18 protein-coding genes are annotated in these 21,658 nt (G+C 51.3%); 12 read left to right on the top strand and 6 right to left on the bottom strand.

Going from position 1 to position 21,658, the window contains the following annotated elements; translation table 11 throughout:
* Positions 1-90: 90 nt before the first annotated feature.
* The 3 genes from J4E70_RS05820 to J4E70_RS05810 are packed head-to-tail and all read right to left on the bottom strand — an operon-like array spanning position 91 to position 3,280.
* The gene (locus tag J4E70_RS05820; RefSeq protein WP_213888137.1) at positions 91-1,248 is read right to left on the bottom strand and encodes an SAM-dependent methyltransferase; all 1,158 of its coding nucleotides are present in this window, start codon (positions 1,246-1,248) and stop codon (positions 91-93) included.
* Complete coding sequence (locus J4E70_RS05815) at positions 1,248-2,003, bottom strand: DUF1365 domain-containing protein (RefSeq protein WP_213888136.1); 756 nt, start codon at positions 2,001-2,003, stop codon at positions 1,248-1,250. Before J4E70_RS05815 ends, J4E70_RS05820 begins: the two co-directional genes overlap by 1 nt.
* Positions 2,000-3,280, bottom strand: coding sequence for an NAD(P)/FAD-dependent oxidoreductase (locus J4E70_RS05810; protein WP_213888135.1), 1,281 nt, complete (start codon positions 3,278-3,280; stop codon positions 2,000-2,002). The genes J4E70_RS05815 and J4E70_RS05810 overlap by 4 nt, the downstream gene beginning before the upstream one ends.
* Before the next feature lie 94 nt (positions 3,281-3,374).
* On the opposite strand from J4E70_RS05810, the gene J4E70_RS05805 reads away from it, so the two are divergent.
* The 10 genes from J4E70_RS05805 to J4E70_RS05760 all read left to right on the top strand — a co-directional run bounded on the left by J4E70_RS05805 (position 3,375) and on the right by J4E70_RS05760 (position 16,083).
* Positions 3,375-4,031: a sigma-70 family RNA polymerase sigma factor gene (locus tag J4E70_RS05805; RefSeq protein WP_377608991.1), complete on the top strand. Its 657-nt coding sequence runs from the start codon at positions 3,375-3,377 to the stop codon at positions 4,029-4,031.
* 2 nt (positions 4,032-4,033) lie between these two features.
* A complete protein-coding gene (locus J4E70_RS05800) occupies positions 4,034-4,669 on the top strand; it encodes a ChrR family anti-sigma-E factor (protein ID WP_213888134.1) in 636 nt (211 codons plus the stop codon).
* A 138-nt stretch (positions 4,670-4,807) separates the two neighbouring features.
* Complete coding sequence (locus tag J4E70_RS05795) at positions 4,808-6,481, top strand: acyl-CoA dehydrogenase family protein (protein WP_213888133.1); 1,674 nt, start codon at positions 4,808-4,810, stop codon at positions 6,479-6,481.
* A gap of 169 nt (positions 6,482-6,650) precedes the next feature.
* Positions 6,651-8,246, top strand: a complete 1,596-nt coding sequence (locus J4E70_RS05790) for a GMC family oxidoreductase (RefSeq protein WP_213888132.1) — start codon at positions 6,651-6,653, stop codon at positions 8,244-8,246.
* Positions 8,247-8,347: 101 nt separating this feature from the next.
* Entirely contained in the window at positions 8,348-9,280 is a 933-nt protein-coding gene (locus J4E70_RS05785; protein ID WP_213888131.1) for a LysR family transcriptional regulator, read from the top strand.
* A 106-nt stretch (positions 9,281-9,386) separates the two neighbouring features.
* Complete coding sequence (locus J4E70_RS05780) at positions 9,387-11,465, top strand: hydantoinase/oxoprolinase family protein (protein WP_213888130.1); 2,079 nt, start codon at positions 9,387-9,389, stop codon at positions 11,463-11,465.
* A gap of 9 nt (positions 11,466-11,474) precedes the next feature.
* A complete protein-coding gene (locus J4E70_RS05775) occupies positions 11,475-13,184 on the top strand; it encodes a hydantoinase B/oxoprolinase family protein (protein ID WP_213888129.1) in 1,710 nt (569 codons plus the stop codon).
* On the top strand, positions 13,184-14,404 hold the full coding sequence (locus J4E70_RS05770; RefSeq protein ID WP_213888128.1) for an NAD(P)/FAD-dependent oxidoreductase: 1,221 nt from the start codon (positions 13,184-13,186) through the stop codon (positions 14,402-14,404). Before J4E70_RS05775 ends, J4E70_RS05770 begins: the two co-directional genes overlap by 1 nt.
* Positions 14,404-15,177, top strand: coding sequence for an HpcH/HpaI aldolase family protein (locus J4E70_RS05765; RefSeq protein ID WP_213888127.1), 774 nt, complete (start codon positions 14,404-14,406; stop codon positions 15,175-15,177). Before J4E70_RS05770 ends, J4E70_RS05765 begins: the two co-directional genes overlap by 1 nt.
* 69 nt (positions 15,178-15,246) lie before the next feature.
* Entirely contained in the window at positions 15,247-16,083 is an 837-nt protein-coding gene (locus tag J4E70_RS05760; RefSeq protein WP_213888126.1) for an NAD-dependent epimerase/dehydratase family protein, read from the top strand.
* A gap of 74 nt (positions 16,084-16,157) precedes the next feature.
* On the opposite strand, the gene J4E70_RS05755 is transcribed toward J4E70_RS05760, so the two are convergent.
* Entirely contained in the window at positions 16,158-17,291 is a 1,134-nt protein-coding gene (locus J4E70_RS05755; protein ID WP_213888125.1) for a carboxylate-amine ligase, read from the bottom strand.
* Positions 17,292-17,883: 592 nt separating this feature from the next.
* On the opposite strand from J4E70_RS05755, the gene J4E70_RS05750 reads away from it, so the two are divergent.
* Together J4E70_RS05750 and J4E70_RS05745 are read left to right on the top strand one after the other, a co-directional pair.
* A complete protein-coding gene (locus J4E70_RS05750) occupies positions 17,884-18,879 on the top strand; it encodes a response regulator (protein ID WP_213888124.1) in 996 nt (331 codons plus the stop codon).
* Positions 18,880-18,895: 16 nt separating this feature from the next.
* On the top strand, positions 18,896-19,258 hold the full coding sequence (locus tag J4E70_RS05745) for an Hpt domain-containing protein (protein ID WP_213888123.1): 363 nt from the start codon (positions 18,896-18,898) through the stop codon (positions 19,256-19,258).
* A 29-nt stretch (positions 19,259-19,287) separates the two neighbouring features.
* Here J4E70_RS05745 and J4E70_RS05740 read toward each other — a convergent pair whose 3' ends face one another.
* On the bottom strand, positions 19,288-19,680 hold the full coding sequence (locus tag J4E70_RS05740; protein ID WP_343229445.1) for a response regulator: 393 nt from the start codon (positions 19,678-19,680) through the stop codon (positions 19,288-19,290).
* A 99-nt stretch (positions 19,681-19,779) separates the two neighbouring features.
* Positions 19,780-21,486 carry a PAS domain-containing sensor histidine kinase gene (locus J4E70_RS05735; protein ID WP_213888122.1) on the bottom strand — a complete coding sequence of 569 codons (1,707 nt, stop codon included), beginning with the start codon at positions 21,484-21,486 and terminating at the stop codon, positions 19,780-19,782.
* Between the last annotated feature and the right edge of the window lie 172 nt (positions 21,487-21,658).

Below are 21,658 nucleotides of genomic sequence, written 5' to 3'. Positions count from 1 at the left end.
TGAATGGCAAAGTTGCCGGGGATGTTTGCGGTGCGATGTGTATGTTCGAGTTGCACGGCGATCAGAATTAATACGGTTAGAAGACTCGCTTTAAGCATGTACCAACTCCACTTGAACAACGTTTGTTTGGTCTACGGCGAAGGACGCAGCGCAGACCCCCAAATAATAGCGCCAGTTCCGGATGAACCTCTCGTCATGTCCGAGCTTCATGATCCGTGCGGACTGTGCCTCCAGACGTTCTGTCCACGCCCGGCATGTTTGGGCATAGTCGGCCCCGAAGGAAAAACTTTCTCGCACCCGAAGTCCCGCGCGATTCGCCTGTTCAGAAATCACTGCATTTGACAGCAGCATACCTCCGGGGAAGGTGTAGTGCCGGATATAATCAGAGCTTTTCGCGTAAATGTCGAAATAAGTGTCAGATACCGTGATAGCCTGTACGACGGCTTTGCCCTGTTCAGAAAGGCGATCTTTAAGGGTTTTGAAGTAAGTTGGCCAATAAGACTGGCCAACCGCCTCGATCATTTCGATCGACACAATGTTGTCGAATGTACCTTTGCAATCGCGATAGTCCTGAAGGCGAATTTCAGCACGCCCATCAAGGCGTGCATCTGCATAGCCTTTTTGACTTGGCGATATTGTAAGGCCTGTTACTTCACGCCCGGTTTCGGCTGCCCGCTCTGCAAAACCACCCCAGCCACATCCTATCTCAAGGGTTTTTTCGCCCTGTCCCAATTGCCCAAGAATTCGGTCATATTTTCGGTTTTGCGCGCGATACAGATCAGTGTCATCCGGGCTGAACAAAGCTGAAGAATAGGTCATACTAGGGTCGAGCCATAGCTGATAAAATTCGTTTCCAACATCATAATGCGCACGAATATTGCGGGAGGCGCCTTTGGTTGAATTTGCGCGCAGCAGATGATTGACCATGCGGAATTTCAGATTGTTCCAGAATCCTGCGTAGGCGTAGTTCTGGAACTGGTCGAGGTTAAGCAACGCGACCTTGATCATGTCTTCGATGCTCGGGGTGTCCCAAAGACCGGCAACATAGGTTTCACCAAGGCCGATATCCCCACGTGCGGCCGCCGCTGTTACAACGGACCAGTCGTGAATTTGCATTTCGGCATCGGGTGCGCCGGCTCCAAAGTCATAGATTTCACCTTCCGGGGTGTGCAGTCGCAGGCTGCCCGTGGATATCTGTGCGCAAGTTTCGAGAAAATCGTGTTTCACGCGTTTGGTCAAAAACAGCATTAGGAAACCTCCTCTTTTGGTGGTGCGGGACGGGTTCGGTAAGGCGCCGCCTTAAGCTTCAGCCGTATGGCCTGCAGGTAAATTAGCACAATTGTGCGTATCGCTCCAAAGGGGCGCCGCAGGTTTGAGCGCAGTATTGATAGGTTCGTTAAAGGTGTACGCGGTCCTGTCAGGGTTGCCGTTACGCCTTCTGGCCCGTTTCGATGAATAATCCGGATCGCGATCCGGTCCGGTTGAATGTCGAATGTAAAGGTGTAGTCACCGGCAATTTCCTGAAACGGTGAGACGTGGAAAACTTTTTCTGCGTGCAGTTTGTCAGTCTTTAAAATGGGTGCAAAATCAGGAAGGTGGCATAGGTAGCTGTGGCGATCCCCGAAGGTGTTATTCACTTCCGCGATTGCCGCCAGAAGATCATTCCCCTCCATCACAAGCCAGAAACTGACCGGGTTAAATATATATCCTAGAAAGCGCGGCTGGGTCAGTAAAAGCAAATCGTGCCCGTTTTTGAATTCAAAACCAGCTTTGGCAAGAACATCCCGGGCCCAGACAGCACCACGCCCATTGTTAGGCGTCCCGCCATGCGCGCTGTCATGAACAGATGCCAGATTGAATTTGTTCCGAGAGAAAAGCACGGGCCCGCATCGCGATTCAGGGGCGATCAACACAAAATCAACCCCATAGCGAAAGGCATTTTTGATTTGTCCCAACCGCGTATGGGTTGTGAATCCGGGGATATGTTCGGGTGACATGTTCATGCAAACTGCCGTTCTATAGATCGCGCGATGCGCACCGCGCTTGCAAAACCATCTTCATGAAATCCGTGCCGGGTGTACGCGCCCGCAAACCATGTGTTGTTTGCACCCTGAATGTTTCGCAGCACCTGCTGCGCAGCCAGCGCCGAACTGTCAAAAACCGGATGGCGAAAGGTTTTTTGATCATAAATCAACTGCTCGGGTACGTCGCGCGACGGGTTCAGCGAAACAAACAGCGGGTCAGCCTCGGGAATATTCTGAAGCCGGTTCATCCAGTAAGTTACACCAATTGCGGGTTCGGGCCGGGTTGTGTCGGCTTTGTAAACCCAGCTTGACCAGACGGCCTTTCTTTGCGGCATCTGCGCTGTGTCGCAGTGCAAGATCATCTGGTTGTTCTGAAACCTGACTGCAGAGAGTGCTGATTGCTCCGTTATTGTCGGGCGTTCCAGCAGTCGCAGTGCCTGATCTGAGTGACACGCAAAAATGACGTGGTCAAAGTTTTGGATCGGCGCATTTGCACAAATGATATGGCTTTGAATTCCATTGCGTGAAACAGCTTTCACAGGTGTGTTTTTGCGCAAAACGACACTTCTGGAGCGTAAGTGCCGCTCTAACCGACGCACGTATTCGATGCTGCCACCGTCAACGGTCCACCATTGATGCTGCCCGGAAGTCGACAAAAGCGCGTGATTGCGAAAAAACTGAACCAGTGCGCGCGCCGGAAAGCTTCTTATCTGGTCCGGGGAGGTCGACCAGATAGCGCCGCAGAGGGGCATCAGGTAGAATTTTTGAAACCACTGGCCCAAGCGCAGCTCATCCATCAACTCTCCGATTGTTGCACTATCGTCCGTTGCCATGGCTTCGGCATGGTTGTTGAACCGCACGATGTCCCGAACCATGCGCATGAAAGGTGGGCGCAGCATGTTTCTGCGTTGGCTGAGCAGTGCGCGCGTATTCTGAAGCCCGTATTCAATTCGCCCATTGTCGATTGAGGCGCCAAAGCTCATGCTACTTTTGGCAACGGGTACGTCCAGTTCGTTAAACATACGGGTGAGATGCGGGTAGTTCGCGTAGTTGAAAACGATAAACCCTGTATCAACAGGCTGGTCATTGTTTTTGCCTGCAATCACGGTTCGGGCATGACCGCCAAATTGCGGCGCTGCTTCAAAAACTGTGACGGCATGATGTGGTGCTAACAGATAAGCGGCGGCAAGGCCGGAGATACCCCCGCCAATAATGGCGATGCGCTGAGGTTGTGGTGGTGTTGCGTCAAGGGACATTTTATCTCCGTCGGGTGTTTCAAGACTATTACGGCGCAAAAAATAAAACAGATCAAAAATTGATCCATCTTTTCGCGGTGGCCGTAATGTGTGTATGCTGACGTTAACACATGACCCTTCTCCACCTGCATACAGGCCTCAAATATTAGAGGATAAAGCGGGTATTCGCCTTTATAAGGACAAAGCAAACGTGTCTAATCAGTCGACTGTCCAGTTTTCCGAACAGACGACATTGATGCTGGCTGTTCGTGACAATCGGGACAGGGCAGCTTTTGCTGCTTTGTTCGATTTTTTTGCTCCAAGGCTGAAAGGGTTTGCAATCAGGTCAGGTGCCAAAGGGGGACAGGTCGAAGATATCGTACAGGACGTCATGTTGACCGTCTGGCGCAAGGCCGATCAGTTTGATCCGCAGCGTGCACAGGTATCTGCCTGGATCTACCAGATCGCTCGCAATCGCCAGATTGACGTCATGCGAAAAGAAAACAAACCGGTTCCCGAAGAGCTGCACTACGAAGTTGAAGATGAACCCGACGCAGGTCAAATCCTCGCTGTAGAACAGGAAGCCGAACACCTTAAAAAGGCGATATCACGCCTCAAACCAGAGCAACGCGCTATGATTGAACAAGCTTACCTGGGCGAACTGTCCCATCAAGATATTCGCGAGCTGACCGGATTGCCACTGGGGACCATCAAGTCCCGAATTCGGCTTGGCCTTGAAAAATTACGACACGAGTTAAGGGGGATACGATAGTTATGGCTGATATCAATCATCATATCCCTGAATCGCTTTTGCAAGCCTATGCGACAGGGTCGCTCGTGCATCCATTTGCATTGGTTGTCGCTGCGCATATCTCGCTGTGTACAGAGTGCCGGGCAGGGCTTGAGGCGCATAATGCGGCAGGCGGAGCAATTCTGGAAAGCCTGCCTGACGAACCGGTGTCAGATGATCTGAAAGTCAGGATACTTGATCAGTTGGATGCGCCTTTCAAGCAGAAACCGGTCTATGAAAGGTCCGGTGTTTATCCGGGCCCAGTAATGGAAGCACTGAAAGGTGCAGCACCGCGATGGCGCCGCGTTGGAATGGGGGTGCGCCAGAGCATTCTGAGTGCGGGACAGGATGGCAGTGTAAGGCTTCTGTTTATTCCGCCGGGCCAGGCTGTGCCTGATCACAGCCACAATGGACTTGAACTTACTTTGGTCCTGCAAGGAAGTTTCAGTGACGAAACCGGCCGTTACGGGGTCGGTGATCTGGAAGTTGCTAATCAGGACCTCGAGCACACACCAATTGCTGATGCGGGCGCGCCGTGCATTTGCCTTGCGGCGACCGATGCGCCGCTTCGTTTCAAAGGTTTGGTTCCGCGAATTTTGCAGCCTGTCTTTCGGATATGAATGTGCAGCGCAGCAAGTTAAAAACCTGTCAGAAGCTCTGGCGCGTTTTACGCGTGCAGAACACTTTTAAATGAGGCGTGGAATTTGATTTGATCACAGGGCAGGGCAGCCGCTAAGCTTTTGGCGGGAGGACCCATCATGAAACCCCGCGATCCAATTTCACGCCTGCCGACACATGACGTAACGAATATGCCACCACATATGAGGGATCAGGGTCTCTGGGTGGATGACACTGCGTTGCGTGACTGGTTTGACGTTCAGGGCGGTGGTTCCCATGAGAAACACATGGCCCGTGTCGGGTCGTTGTGCGGGGCGGACGAAATCTTTGAAAAAGCCAATCAGGCAAACCGTTTCGGACCAGAACTTCGCGCATTCGACCGCTACGGGATGCGGATAAATCAGGTTGAATTTCACCCGGCCTACCACGACCTGATGAAGCTTGCGGTCTCGACCCAGATGCATAATTTTGCATGGCATAACGAGGGGAATGCCGGCCATCTGGGGCAGGCGGCGCTGACCTATATGTTCAGCCAGGTCGAAGGTGGTGTCATGTGCCCAATGGCAATGACCTATGCAGCGGTACCAAGCTTGCGCACCACCCCATCCATCAAAGCAGAATGGATGCCGCGCATCCTGTCGACGGATTATGACGCACGCGACATACCGGCACCCGAGAAAACGGGTGCGATGATCGGGATGTTCATGACGGAAAAACAGGGTGGCTCTGACGTAAGGGCCAATTCAACCGTTGCTGCGCCGGCCGGGGAAGAAGGCATAGGTCAGGCGTATTTGCTGACGGGCCACAAGTTTTTTTGTTCGGCACCGATGTGTGACGCTTTCCTGGTGCTGGCAAAAACACAAAGCGCAAGCATCTCTTGCTTTCTTGTTCCGCGCTGGCGGCCTGATGGTACGCGCAACAACCTGTTCATTCAGAGAATGAAAGACAAACTTGGCAACAAGTCAAACGCTTCAACCGAGATGGAGTTTCAGGACACTTACGGTGAAATGCTAGGCGAGGAAGGGCGTGGCATTCAAACCATCATAGAGATGGTTACCGGCAACCGTATCTATTGCGCAATGGCATCCGCAGGGACGATGCGACAGGCGCTTGTGCAGGCTTTGCATCACACGACACACCGCAGTGCGTTTCAAAAGCGTCTTATTCAGCAACCGCTTATGCAAAACGTGCTTGCAGATATGGCGCTAGAGGTTGAGGCGGCACTTGCGCTGGGTCTGCGTGTTGCACGTGCGATGGACCATGCAAGTGACACCGCAGAAGGGGCGTTGGCCAGAATTGGCACGGCTGTTGCTAAATACTGGAACTGCAAACGCTGCCCCGGTCTTGTTGCAGAGGCGCTCGAATGTCATGGCGGCCCCGGTTATGTCGAAGAAAGCATCATGCCGCGGCTCTATCGCGAAGCACCGCTAAATTCCATCTGGGAGGGGTCCGGAAATGTTGTCACGCTGGATGTTTTACGCGCGATCACGCGCGAGGCGGATGCGGTTCCTGCACTTTTAGACGAGTTGGAAAAGGCGCGTGGCAATGACCAGAACCTTGACAGTGCGATTGATCGCTTGCGCGCAGAATTTGATGACCGGGACGCGATGGAAAGCCGGATGCGCACCATAACGGAAATGATAGCGTTGACGCTGCAGGGCGCTTTGCTGACCCAACATGCTCCGACTAAAGTGGCAGAGGCGTTTTGCGCGTCTCGTCTTGCCCCGGGCTATCGCGGCGCTTTCGGAACGCTGCCGAAGGGGTGCGATACTGATGCCATTATAAGTCGCGCATTGGGTCGCGAAACGTGCTGAACCTTCGCTGTCTTGCTAACCCTTTCGAAATTTACATTTATTTTTGTTGTCTGAGCTTGAATTGCATCCGGTTTTCCAGTTCTTTGCTTAAACTCAGGCGAGGTGACGTTCTGGTTGCAGAAATTGGTCAGTGCCAACTTTGTGCAGTAAAATGTAAAGGCTGGGCGGGATGAAAGACTTCGGATCATTCGACTATATCGTTGTGGGGGCAGGTTCCGCCGGATGTGTTGTTGCCAACAGGCTTTCCGCCAATAAGCGCAACAAGGTTTTGTTGCTCGAAGCGGGGGGCAACGACAACTACATCTGGGTTAATATCCCGGTGGGCTATCTTTACTGCATCGGCAATCCGCGAACAGACTGGATGTTTTCAACGGCGGCTGAAAAAGGTTTGAACGGCCGCTCCATCGGGTATCCGCGTGGGCGCCTGCTCGGGGGCTGCTCGTCGATCAACGGTATGCTGTATTTGCGCGGGCAAGCGCGGGATTATGACGGATGGCGACAACTTGGCAATACTGGCTGGGGTTGGGATGATGTCTTGCCGTATTTCAGGAAATCCGAAGATCATTTTGCCGGGGCAGATGAGCTGCACGGTGCGGGCGGGGAATGGCGCGTTGAAGAACAGCGGTTGTCGTGGGAAATTCTGGATGCCTTCGCTGATGCGAGCGAGGCCGCGGGCATACCGCGCACCGACGATTTCAACCGTGGCAACAACGAAGGTGTGGGATATTTTAAGGTCAATCAACGCAGCGGTTGGCGGTGGAGCACATCAAAGGCGTTTTTGCGCCCTGCAAAAGGCCGGGACAACCTGACTGTCCTGACAAATGCGCAAGCTGAAGGCCTGATTGTGGCAGATCGAAAAGTAACCGGTATCCGGTTCAGGCAGGGTGATCAGCCTTGCATTGCGAACGCAAACGCAGAGGTGATCCTGTCGGCTGGCGCGATCGGGTCGCCGCAGTTGATGATGTTGTCAGGCATTGGCCCAGCCGCGCATCTCAAGGAACATGGGATCACTGTCGCGCATAATCTGGAGGGTGTAGGCGGTAATCTTCAGGATCACTTGCAACTGCGATGTGCCTACCGCGTAAGTGGCGTGAAGACATTGAACCAAAAGGCCAGCACGCTTTGGGGGAAGGCGATGATTGGCCTCGAATACGCGCTTTGGCGCAGCGGGCCAATGTCGATGGCGCCCAGTCAGCTTGGGGCCTTTGCAAAATCGGATGCATCGCTGGAAACCCCGGATCTGGAATATCACGTTCAGCCGCTGTCCTTGCCAAAGTTTGGCGAGGATTTGGACCCCTTTCCAGCATTTACCGCAAGCGTTTGCCATCTAAGGCCAGAAAGCCGCGGGCAGGTGCGTCTGAAGTCATCTGACCCGTTTGCGCATCCCCATATCGCGCCAAACTACCTGTCAACAGAAGGCGACAGGTTGGTCGCCGCACGGGCGATCCGCCTGACCCGTAACATCGTGTCACAAGCGCCATTTCAAAAATATCACCCGGAAGAAATGCGCCCCGGACCGGATTATGATGACGATGATCTGGTGCGCGCAGCCGGTGATATAGGGACAACCATTTTTCACCCGGTCGGAACAGCCAAGATGGGAAGTGATACGCAGGCTGTCGTCGATGCAGATCTGCGGGTGCACGGTATCGGGGGCTTGCGTATTGTCGATGCGTCAGTCATGCCGACAATCACGTCGGGCAATACCAATGCGCCAACGATCATGATTGCCGAGAAAGCATCAGACCTGATCCTGAAGGGGTAAGGTTGCGAACCGAACTGCGCAATCGTGCTTAAGCGGGCTATATCTGGATACCTATCCATCTCGTCGCGAGACATGAACCCGCAACACAAAGGACCGGTATTTTGCAGCTTAACCTTAAACAGCTTGAGACCTTTGTCTGGGTTGCCAATCTCGGAAGCTTTCGCAGAACCGCCGAAAGACTGAACACAACGCAGCCAAATATTTCAGCACGAATTTCAGCACTGGAAGCCGTTCTGAAAGTAAAACTTATGGAACGCGACGCAGGCTCTGTGCGACTGACAACCAAAGGTCAGGAATTGCTGGAACACGCGCGGCGCATACTTCGTGCCACGGAAGATATGATCGAGGCCTCAAACAATGCAGCACTTTTTGATGGTGTGCTAAGGCTAGGTGTTACCGAAATGGTCGTGCACACTTGGTTGCGCGAATTTCTTAAAACCCTGAAAGAACGATTTCCAAAAATTGTCGTTGAACTGACGGTGGATCTTTCGGTCAATCTGGAAAAAGAACTTTTTGAACGCTCGATTGACCTCGCGCTGCAATACGGTCCTTTCAAAGGTATGACCAGCGGCAGCGAAGACCTTGGAACTTACGCCATGATTTGGGTCGCCTCGCCCGCGATAGGTTTGAATTCCAAAACGCGTGTCACGATGAATGATCTGGCGAGTTATCCGATTCTGACCCATTCACGCGACACGCAGTCCTTTCTGGAAGTCACCGAACATTTTGCCTCTCGCCATGATCTTTCTGCGCGTCTGGTACCCTCCAGCAACCTTGCGGCGTGCCTTCACATGACGATGAACGGAATGGGCATCGCAACGATGCCGGAAGTTATGGTCGCGGGTGAACTTGCTTCTGGTGAGCTTTGTCAGATCGAATATGAATGGGTTCCCGAAAGCCTGCGTTTCCTTGCGCGTTATGATACCAAGAAATCACCAAAATACGTTGCAACAGCAGCGAGTATTGCGAACGAAGTCGCGACAAGATTCATCGACGACTTCGAACAGAAAAAGCATAGGAACAAAAAAAAGTAGGATAGATTTTTCTTATCCTATTAATTCAACAAAATAATTGGATTTTATTTATAAAGCTGTCTTACCCTGAAGCATACACTTCTTGAAAAGCTGGGTGAGTCTGTAAATGAAAAAACCATCAGTACGTATGGGCGTTGATATCGGCGGCACCTTTACCGACGTCATGCTCGAGGTTGGCGAAAAACAGTTTTCAACCAAGGTTCTTACGACATACACCGCGCCCGAAGATGCGATCATCGATGGGTTGACGCAGGTCTGCGATAAAGCGGGTATCCATCCCTCAGCGATCAAGCAGATCATCCACGGAACGACGCTTGCGACAAACGCCCTCATAGAGCGGCACGGCGCAAAGACTGCGCTGATCACAACGCAGGGCTTTCGTGATGTGATCGAGATGCGCACAGAGTCTCGCTTTGAGCAATATGATCTGAATTTGACCCTGCCGGAGCCGTTGCTACCGCGCCAGGCGCGATACACGTTGAAGGAACGCATCAGCGCGAAGGGTGAAGTTCTGATCCCTCTGAACCGTCCTGACATTGAAGCGCTGGTTGATGAAATCCGCGAAGCGGGCTTTGAAAGCATCGCGGTTGGGCTGATCCATTCTTATCTGAATGATACGCACGAAAAACTTGTCCGCGACGTTCTGGCTGAGAAAATGCCAAATACTATGGTGTCATTGTCCTGCGAAGTATCCCCGCAGATGCGCGAATATGAGCGTTTCAACACGGTCGTTGCCAACGCTTTTATTAAACCCTTGATGAAAAGTTATCTGGGGCGTCTGGAAGGGCGTCTTCAGGAACAGGGTGTGAGATGCCCAATCTTCCTGATGCATTCGGGCGGCGGAATTATTTCAATTGAAAGTGCCGCTGAATTTCCGGTGCGTCTTGTTGAATCCGGCCCCGCAGGTGGCGCCGTTTTTGCCGCGAACATTGCCTCGCGATATGGTCTGGACAAGGTTCTGTCTTTTGACATGGGTGGCACCACAGCCAAGATTTGCCTGATCAAAAACCAAACCCCTAAAACCAGCCGGGTGTTCGAAGTGGCAAGGACCTACCGTTTCAAGAAAGGGTCCGGTATGCCAATTTCGATCCCTGTGATCGATATGGTGGAAATTGGGGCAGGCGGCGGTTCGCTCGCGCATGTTGACGCGATGCACCAAATCCGTGTCGGGCCGGAATCTGCCGGGTCAGAGCCCGGGCCAGCCTGTTACGGGCGAGGGGGTGACAAACCCGCTGTAACGGACGCAGACCTTGTTTTGGGAAAGCTTGATCCGGATAATTTTGCAGGGGGGTCGATTTCGCTTAGCATGGCCAGTTCAGCGGCAGCGCTGGAAAAGGTTCTTGGCGAACCACTGGATATGGATGCCCAAACAGCGGCCTTTGGCCTCGCGGAGGTTGTTGATGAAAACATGGCAAACGCTGCGCGTGTGCATGCCGTCGAAAACGGTGAAGATTTAGCGAACTACACGATGATCGCCTTTGGCGGGGCAGCACCGCTTCACGCAGGCCGGCTTTGCGAAAAGCTGGGTGTTGAACGGTTGCTTGTTCCACCGGGGGCAGGCGTTGGATCAGCGATCGGATTTCTTCGGGCACCATTCAGTTTTGAGGCGAACCGTAGCGTCTATATGAAACTATCGGATTTTCAGCCGGATGTGATCAAATTGCTGCTTTCTGATTTACAGAACGAGGCCAGAAGCTTTGTGCGATCCTGTGATGCAGAGTCCGATATCCTTTCAGAGTTCAAGGTCTACATGCGTTACACGGGTCAGGGTTGGGAAATTCCAATCATCCTGACTGAAGAGCAAGCCATGAACCCAAACGCGGAAACCTTTCAGCATCTGTTTGAACAGGACTATGTGACGCTGTTTGGTCGTGCTGTCGAAGGTATGGACGTTGAAATTACAGTTTGGGCTGTGAACGCCACAACACCGCCAATGAAAGTCGCAGTGACCAAGGCGGCTGCAGAGGGTTCAGAAGCAAAGAGCCACAGCCGCCGCAGGATGTTTGATTCGGCACTTGGGGAAACGGTCGACGCTTCGGTCGTTTTGCGCAAAGACATGCTACCTGGGCAAACGACAGAAGGCCCGTCCGCGATAACGGAAGATGAGACAACGATCATCCTTCCGGTCAGCCGTCGTGCAATCATGCAGCCTGATGGTTGTGTTGATGTTGTCGCGAAAGCGTAGAGGGATACTATGACAAACAGATCAACAACAGTTTTGAATCAGGTCATGTGGAACCGCCTGATTTCAGTCGTTGAAGAGCAGGCACAGGCCCTTGTTCGCACGGCCTTTTCCACTTCTGTGCGCGAAGCGGGCGATCTTTCGGCTGGTGTTTATGACACAGAAGGTCAGATGCTGGCGCAGGCGGTTACAGGGACACCCGGTCACGTGAATGCCATGGCAGATGCGGTTGGGCATTTCATTCGTCGAATTGGTCGCGATAACATCTTTGAAGGCGACGTTTATATCACCAATGATCCTTGGGAGGGTACGGGCCACCTGCACGATATCACGGTAGTTACCCCTTCCTTTTACAAAGGTAGCCTCGTTGGTTTTTTTGCTTGCACAGCGCATATCGTTGACATTGGTGGTCGGGGCTTTGGGGCGGATGCCGCTTCGGTTTATGAAGAAGGGCTTTACATCCCGATCATGAAATTCGCCAACAAAGGCGAAGTTGACAAGACACTGATAAAAATTGTTCGGGGCAACGTGCGCGAACCCGATCAGCTTGTCGGAGATATCTACGCGCTTGCGACCTGTAACGAGATTGGGCATCGCCGCCTTGTCGAGATGATGACTGAGTTTGATTTAGCAGACCTGAATGGTATTGTTGCATTTATTCTTGAAAACTCACACCGCGCGACGATTGAGCGGATTGCAGCGCTACCGCGCGAGTCGGCCACGGGTGAGATGACTATTGACGGGTACAGCAAACCGATTGATCTGAAGGTGAAACTCGAAATCTTTGCGGACAAAATCACTTGTGATTTCACCGGAACGTCGGGTTTAGACAAGAAAGGGATTAACGTGCCTTTGGTCTATACCAAGGCCTACGCCTGCTACGCGTTAAAATGCGCCGTCGCGCCGGAAATTCCGAATAATGCGGCTTCGCTTGCACCGTTTGAGGTGACCGCCCCGGAGAATTCTATCGTCAACGCGCTTCATCCGGCACCCGTGGCGCTTCGGCATGTGATCGGTCATATGATCCCCGACACGGTCTACGATGCACTTGATAAGATTCTGCCAGATACGGTTCCGGCCGAAGGGGCAGGGACCCTGTGTAATTTTCAGGTTTCGCTTCGCCCGCGGACTGACGAGATGGCGCCAGATACAGCCGTCCGGGCAGAAGTCTTAACATTCAATTCAGGTGGTTCGGGGGCACGCCCCACTTCAGATGGGCTTAATGCAACTGCCTTTCCTTCAGGTGTCATGACGATGCCGGTCGAGGCGACAGAACACACAGGCCCCGTCATCATATGGCGCAAAGAACTACGCCCCGGCAGTGGTGGCGCAGGCAAGTATCGCGGGGGTTTGGGGCAGTACATGGAAGTTGGTGCAGCCGAAGGGCACGAGTTTGACTTTCAGGCGATGTTTGATCGGGTAGATCACCCCGCGCGCGGCCGTCAGGGCGGCGAAAACGGAAGCCCGACCACAATAGCGCAGGACGATGGCACCCCGATGAAAGGTAAAGGCAAGCAGTTTGTGCCACACGGGCGGCGGGTCATGCTCGCGTTTCCGGGTGGGGCGGGGTACGGCAATGCAAAAGAACGTGCACCCGCGCTGGTTCGCAGGGATATTGCCAGAGGGTATATTTCGCCTGAAGCTGCCAGGAACGACTACGGCCTGAGCGATGACGAGATAAACTCAGTATTAGATGCTGTGAAACGGGGGGAAGTTGTCTGATGGCCCAAAATGCGAAATTGGAAACCCCAAAAAAGAGCAGCTATGACGTTGTGATTGTAGGGGGCGCGATGCTTGGGTCGTCTGTCGCGTGGTTCCTGTCCAACAATCCCGATTTTGACGGTTCCATTCTGGTGGTTGAAAAAGACCCGACCTATGAGTTTACGTCAACATCGCACACGAACAGCTGTATGCGGCAGCAATTTTCAAATGAAATAAACGTGCGTATCTCACAGTTCGCAGCCGAGTTCGTGAAAAATTTTCGCGAATTCATGGGGGATGATCCACGTGTGCCAGATGTCCCTTTGCAGAGCTACGGATACATGTACCTCGCGGACAACGAAGATTTTGCAAATATCCTTCGGGAAAACCAAAAACTGCAGGCCGCATGTGGCGCAGGCACCAAATTTATGACCGTTGAAGAAATCAAATGTGATTATCCATTCTACTATTTGGATGACATTATTGGCGGCAATCACAACCTGATTGATGAGGGTTACTTTGATGGCAACACCCTTTTTGATTGGTGGAAACGGTCAGCACGCGAAAAGGGCGCTGAATACCTGACAAACGAAGTTGTCGCGATGACCAAAAACGCGGCTGGTACACGCGTTGAGAGTATTACCCTGAAATCCGGCGACGCGGTGACTTGTGGCACTGTCGTAAACGCATCCGGGCCGCGTGCCGTTCTGACATCACGGATGGCTGGCATCGAAATACCGGTGGAACCGCGCAAACGCTACACCTTTATCTTTGATGCAGAACAGCCGCTTGATCGTGATCTGCCACTTACGATTGATCCGTCTGGTGTACATATGCGAACGGACGGGGCGTATTACCTGGCGGGTTGTCCACCGGACGACGATCCGGCGGTCGACTATGATGATTTCGTTCAGGATTTCAGCATTTGGGAGGAAAAGGTCTGGCCCACCATCGCAACACGTGTTCCGCAGTTTGAAGCGATTAAGCTGATCAATTCCTGGGCAGGTCATTATTCTTTCAACACGCTGGATCAGAACGCGATAATCGGGCCGCATACCGAGGTCGGGAATTTTATTTTTGTGAATGGTTTTTCCGGGCACGGGTTTCAGCAATCTCCCGCAATGGGGCGGGGCACCGCAGAACTGATTGCCTATGGAGAGTATCGTTCGCTTAATCTTTCGCCATTTAGTTTTGAGAGAATTGTGCAAAATAAGCCGTTCGAAGAAAAGGCTGTGATCTGATGAAACTGGCGGCAAATCCTTTTACCCGCGCAATCCGCGAAAAGAAAAAACAGATCGGTCTGTGGATAAGCCTTAGCAGCAATTTCGCGGCAGAGGTTGTCGCGTCTTCTGGTTATGACTGGGTGTTGGTTGACATTGAGCATTCCCCGAATGATTTCTTTTCAGTTCTGGGGCAGTTGCAGGTTTTTGCAGCAACTAAAACAACCGCGATTGTCCGACCAGACTGGAATGATCCTGTTCAGGTGAAACGTCTGCTTGATCTCGGCGCCCCGGGGTTGTTGTTTCCCATGATACAGACGGTCGAGGAAGCTGAAAAAGCCGTGGCCTCGACTCGCTATCCACCGCGTGCAATTCGCGGTGTAAGCGGGGGAACCCGCGCAACCAAATTTGGCCGAGTCACCGATTATGTAGATCGGGTGGAGGATGAAACCACAGTGATCCTGCAGCTAGAAACCGCAGCCGCAGTTGGCCGCGCGGAAGAGATTGCTGCCGTGGATGGTGTGAGTGGCATATTCTTTGGCCCGGCTGATATCGCGGCTGACCTTGGCAAGGTTGGCAAACCAATGGACCCCGAAGTATGGGGCATCATCAAACCGGCAGCAAAAAAGTTGATAGAAATGGGCGTTCCAGTTGGTACCTTGGTGCTTGACCCGAAGTTTGCCGCTGAACTGCTTAACGACGGGTTCACATTTGTTGCTTGTGGAGTAGATACCTCGTTACTGGCAAACGCCGCTGATGACCTGCTGGCGCAGGTGCAGGGTGAATTGTCGTGATGTATGAATCACATGAAGTATGCATGGCAAGTTTATGTTAAACAAGAAAAAATAGAAGGTGCACATCGAATGAAAAAGATCGTTCTTACAGGTGCCGCTGGCCGTCTTGGTTCGTATTTGCGTGAACCACTGTTAAAGATGGCCGATGAACTGGTTAGTACTGACCTTGTTGATGACATCGGAACACTTTACGAGGACGAAACCTACGTGCGCGCAGATTTGGCAAATCTCGACGAAATACTACCGCTGCTTGAAGGTGCGGATATGGTGGTCCATTTTGGGGCAATTGGCGATGAATCCCCATTCGAGGTCATTCTTGGCCCAAACATAATCGGGGCTTACAACATCTGGGAAGCAGCGTTCAGAAACGGGGTGCGGCGGATTGTTTATGCAAGCTCTATTCATGCCGTTGGCATGCACCCTAAAACAGAATTTATCGGAACGGACGCCCCACATCGCCCTGATACGTTTTACGGCCTGGCGAAGTGTTTCGCTGAAGATCTGGCCAGCCTCTATTGGGATAAACGAGGTGTCGAGGCGGTTTGCCTACGCATCCTGTCATGTGCACAGGTGACAAACGCGCGTGCTGTTGGAAGCTGGCTGTCCTATGATGATCTGATCCATTTGGTTGAACGTGCAATATCAACGCCAGTGACAGGCTTTTCAGTTGTGTATGGTGTTTCAAACAACGACAGAGCGCCGGTCGACAACGCGAAAGCCAGTTTTCTCGGGTACCGGCCAAAGGACAATGCAGAGCAATTTGCTGCGAAGATTTTTGCAGAAACGCCACCGTTGGATATTCACGATGCAGGAAACATGTGCCACGGAGGTCCCTTTGCGTCTGTTGAGCTTGGGAATAGTGGCATGGCAGCACTAAACATCGTGGACGACAAGAAAACGAACTAGTCTTTAAATCGTCGCTTGCCGGAGGTCATGTTTTTGGCGAAGCTAGAACGGTTTCGCTCTAAGTTGGTTTTTCGTTAAAGATCCGCGTGAAATTCCTCTGTCAGATGCCGCACGACTTGCACGAGCGCCTCTTTCTCAGAGGCACCCGCCAGTAATGCCGCATCGCGAACCGCGCGTTGTTGGTCTGCGCTCGTTCCGTTCGCTAGAATTTGGCGCGCCGCTTCGATTTCGGCAACGCAATCCAGCACCTCTGCATCCTCGCGCACCAGTTCGATAAGTTCATCGATCAGTGTTTCAAAGGATATGACTTCGCGCCGCCCAAAGTCGATCAGCCCTTCGGATACGCCATATCGCTGCGCGCGCCAGCGGTTTTCCGCGAGCAGGAAGTTATCATAGAGACGCCATCGTTGGTTCCGGCAAGACAGGCGCCATAGCATCCGGGTTACGCATTGGGTGATTGCCGCAAGCGTGAGTGTGACCTCAAGGCGAGGGCAAACATCACATATTCTGGATTCAATCGTCGGAAAGCGGGCAGAGGGCCGAAGGTCCCACCAGATTTTTGAGCTGTCCTCTATCAGTTTCATATCGACCAGAGTCTGGACGGATCGCTCATATTCCGACCAGCTGTTAACCTTTGGGGGCAAACCGGTGCGGGGCAGGTTGTCAAACACCGTCAACCGGTAAGAGTTAAGCCCGGTATCGTCGCCCTGCCAAAAGGGGGATGACGTCGACAGTGCCAACAAGTGTGGCAGAAAATAACTGAGCTGGTTCATCAGATCGATTCTCAATTCCTGAGATTCGATTCCGACATGAACATGCATTCCGCAAATCAACATGCGTCGCGCAACGCCGCCTAAGTCGCGTCGCAGATCATTGTAACGTTCTTTGTCCGTATGGTGCTGTTCCTTCCAATCGGCAAACGGGTGGCACGAAGCTGCGATAGGTTTTAGCCCAAATTTGTCAGCGTGTTTGGCAACGGTTGATCGCAGATGCCGCAGGTCATCGCGCGCTTCACCGATTGTGTGGCAGACTTGGCTTCCGATTTCGATCTGACATTGAAGGAATTCAGGACTGACCTTGCCTTCAAGGTCGGATTTGCACGCTTCCATCAACCCGTCTGGTGCGACAGCCAGATCCAAGGTTTCGGCGTCGACAAGAAGATATTCTTCCTCGATGCCAATGGTGAATTCCGGGTCTTTGACGTTCATATTGCGATGCCTTTCTTGTGGTTTAGGCAGCAAAACAGGAAGACGCTGTTCAGGCAAGGACTAAGGCAAATAGAATATGAAACCAGCCAAGCAGGCTGACTTGATTTTTGCGTGTGTTTCCGAATTTTGACAAACCGGTTTATGCAGAACCGAGTTTTCACAATATTTGTTATCTAAATCAAACACTCCGGTGGGTGTCTATTGTAGTTTTGTTAGTTTTTGAGGAAGATTATTTTCTTCTCAGCATTCAACCGATGGAATATTCGAGAACTGTGATCTCGAAAACAGAATTTCAGAATTGCTAAAAGAAAAGATCAGAAAAACTTAAACTGTTTATATTGCTTTCCGTAACGTAAACTAACACAACTTAAGCGCGAAAAAGTAGGCTAAAAAACAACAAATTGTACATTTGTTTCCGATTTTCTAATAATTACAAAAAAAACGACTAATTGTTGCCCCAATTATAAGGCACAATCTTAAGGAGAAAGAACAGGGGAAATTGAGCACCTTCGGGTGTGGGTAGGCGAAGTGTATTTAAGTGGTTCTTGTAGCACTATTTTGATGAACAATATATGAGTTTGCGGAGTGTCCAATGAAGATTCTTGCAGTTGATGATGACGAAATTGCTCTGGAGCTGTTAACCGAATCTCTGAAGTCCGTCGGCTACAGCGATATCACCGTTGCAACCTCCGGGCTGTCAGCACTTGAAGAAATCGACGCCGCAACACGACCCTTTGATTACTTCCTTTTAGACATTCAAATGCCTGAGATGGACGGCATCGAATTATGCCAGCGCATCCGAAGAATGGCGAGCTACAAGACGTCTCCAATCATTATGATCACTGCGATGTCAGATCGGTCCTTTGTTGATGCAGCCTTCTCGGCAGGCGCAACCGACTACGTCACAAAACCATTTGACACGTTAGAGCTGAGCGCACGTGTTCGAATGGCAGAAAACCTCGTTCGCGAAACCCGCGTTTCAACAAACAATGTCTTCGCTGTTCAGTCGTTGAAAGCCAAGGTCGAAGACGCCCTGCGCTTTTCAATTGGGGACGCGATTACGATCGAAGATGTCCCGGGTATGATCGGCAAGCTTGCAATGGAAAATTATCTTCTCCAGCTCTCTCGAGGTAAAGTCTATCAGTCAATCGCGATTGGTTTTGCCATTGTTGAGATCGAAACAATTTTTTCACGGTCTTCACCAACAGAAATGCTTTACACCCTTACAGATGTTGCAGACGCGATAGCAGACAGTTTGAAGCAGTCTAACTATCTGTTGACTTACTGTGGGAGTGGCAAATTCGTCTGCGTCGCCGATAGGGGAAGCAGGGCTATTTCTCCGGATCTTGAAATAGCAATCCAACTCAGCATTGAAGAGATGGAAATTGCATATGACTCCGGGGCGCCTTGCGAGATAACGATTGCGATGGGGGAGCCGGTTACGTCTTCACTCTGGTCTTCTGGTAACGCGACTCAGCTTATGGAATCCGCACTGATATCTGCCGAAGACAAACGCCGCGCCTTGCAATTGGAAGCTGCAGGTGTTTCTGTTAGCAAAACTAAAAAAGGCTTTATGAAAGCTGGCTAACAGTGAAGTGCGAATAATGGATAGTTTCGAGGCCGATAAGCGACAGCAGCTTGACCGCGCGATTACGAATATTCGAGAGAAGTTTCTTCTTAACATCGATGATCGTATCGCGCTTTTTGATGATCTTCTTGCGCAGATCGAAACAGGCGAAGATACGGAAGATGCGCTGAAACAAATCAGTGCAAATGCTCATAAGATCAGTGGCGTCGCACGAACGCTCGGCTTTGCTGATCTTGGTCTGATGACCTCCAGGATAGAAACTGATTTTGGTAAGGCGCTTGCCGGCACCCTTTCAGAGAACACGATTAGTCCGCTGATCTCACAGGTGGAAGAGATGCTGGATCATCTGGTTTCTTTGAGTTCCGGAAACCGTGCCTGAAGCATAGTAAGATTTAGGCTCTAACGTAATCAGCCACTATTTTGATGTCGGTCCCAGGCTGACCTGATCTGGCTGCAAAGTTCCATTGGGTCAAACGGTTTTGTAATGACAGCAATTGCACCAAGTTCGATCAGTGCCCCTGTCGCAGCGTCCTGAGCTTTTGCGGTCATAAATATTGCCGGCACGTTTTCCATACCAGGAATATTGCGAAGTTTTTGCCAGGTTTCTTCACCGCCCATGACAGGCATCATAACATCCAGCAGAAACAGATCGGGCTTGTATTGTGGTGCAATTTCAAGTGCATCCATACCAGAGCTGCATTGTTCGACATTTAAGTTGCCTACGACCTCCAAAGCCATTTTCGCGATGATCCGAATATCATCATCATCATCGACATGAAGTATTTTTTGCAACTCGGCCATGTACGAGACTCTCCTATAACATTGCTGGTTAGAGACTAAATACCAGCGAGGCTCAACGCAAGCTAAGTTGTCATATCCAGAGGGTTCGGGCGCGAAAAGTTACTCTGCGGCAAGCTGAGCACGATCCTTCGGATTCTCCAACTCGGGGCTCTCGATTTTTGGCAGTTCAAAATAGAATGTTGAACCTTCTCCAACTGTGCTCTCAAAGTCGATTTTGCCTGCATGACGCTCAACAATTTCTTTCGCGATCGGAAGGCCAAGACCTGTGCCTTTACGAATGATGCCATCAACCGGGTCTGATTGTACAAAGCTATCAAACATTGATGCGCGTGCCGACTCTGGAATTCCTGGGCCATTGTCACTGACAGAGATGCGCCATTTGCGGCCCGTGTCTTTGAGATTGACTACAACCGTTCCATTCTTGGGCGAGTACTTCACAGCATTCGACATGAGGTTTGAAATCACCTGCATCAAGCGGTCAGAGTCACCAGATACGAAGGCGTCGTTCTCAATCCCGGTTGCAACGAATTTAACCTGATGCTCGTCACCATAACCTTTGTTCATAGTGGTGGCGTCCATAATGAAGTCCGAAAGCTTAACCGGACGCTTGTTGATATCCATTTTACCGGCGCGAATTTTTTCGAAATCAAGGATGTCGTTGACAACCTTCAGCAACCGTTCGCTGTTCCGGTCCGCGACATCGACAATTGCGGCGGCGCCTGGCTCAAGCACACCGGCGGCACCAGACTGCAAAAGGCGTAACGCACCCTTGATTGATGTAAGTGGCGTCCGCAACTCATGGCTAACGACTGAAACAGATTCCATTCTGGCGCGGTCTACTTCCTTACGCTCGGTGATGTCGCGAAGGACCGAAACAAAAACTGGAACATCGTCAGGGCCGACATAAAGACGTGTGTTGATTTCCACAAACCCCTTGTCGTGCAAGGTTTCGATAACAACAGATTCCTTTTCTCCATTGAAAAGGGGCTCGACATGTTTGCGGAACAAACCTTCTTCAAAGTTAGACGCTGTGTGCGTAATGCGTTTTGTGCGCGCGAGTTTAAGTGTCCACTCACACCGGTTCAGCGCCGTTTCGTTCATGTAAGAGATCCGAAGATCGTCGGTGTTGTAGATGTACACTTCGTCCTGAAGCTTATCCAACATAGATGTCAGATAACGATCTGCCTCAGCAAGGCGTGTTTCTGTTACGTCCGTTCGCATGGAGACATTTTTAACGTGATTACCATCTTCGTCATGAAGCGGTACAACAGTGCATTGCATGAACAGCGTTTTGCCTGTTTTCGTGATAGCTTTATGCTCGCCGCTCCAAACTTTGTTTTGTTTGACGGCTTCAAAAATATCGTTGAACACCGAAACCGCGCCGCTATAGGGGCTTGGGTGGATAAGTTCGTGCGTTTGGCCAATTATTTCATCGCGTTCGTATTCAAACGTTTTAAGGAAGTTGTCGTTCACGCTCAGGATTTTTGAATCCGGATCCGTGATGCTGACGATCGCATGTGCGTTCAGTGCGCGATCCTGAAAATAAATTTCCCGAGCCTGTTTATCCATTACCAGCGATTGAAGTTTTGCAATTTTTCCCCGGCGGGTCAGGGCAAGTACCAAGGACCCCAGCAACAAACCAAGAAGCGCAGCCGTTCCTATTGGAAGCTGGCCGCTGTAGAAACTCCAGGTTTCTGCTGCGACAAGAACGCTCCCAAAGCCTAGCGAATAAATTCCAAACGCAACACCAATAGCGAGCATTAAGACCCCAATTGCTATCTGATTTCGCCTGATGCTCTGTAACATTTTTTTTCCCATCGTCGCGTTTAGCCGAATGTTTCAAAACCCGCATTCGGTTATGCTCAAAACCTTTGATGTACTATCAGGTGGGAAGTCGTATTATTTTTTGACCCAATTGTGATTTTCTTTGGGCAAACGTCTTATTTAATTTGATCATGTTGGCTGGCAAAACCTTTAG

This window comes from Pseudohalocynthiibacter aestuariivivens, assembly GCF_018457175.1.
Taxonomy (GTDB): domain Bacteria; phylum Pseudomonadota; class Alphaproteobacteria; order Rhodobacterales; family Rhodobacteraceae; genus Pseudohalocynthiibacter; species Pseudohalocynthiibacter aestuariivivens.
The sequence above is the reverse complement of the archived record's forward strand: the minus strand, read 5'-3'. Positions and strand labels throughout refer to the sequence as shown.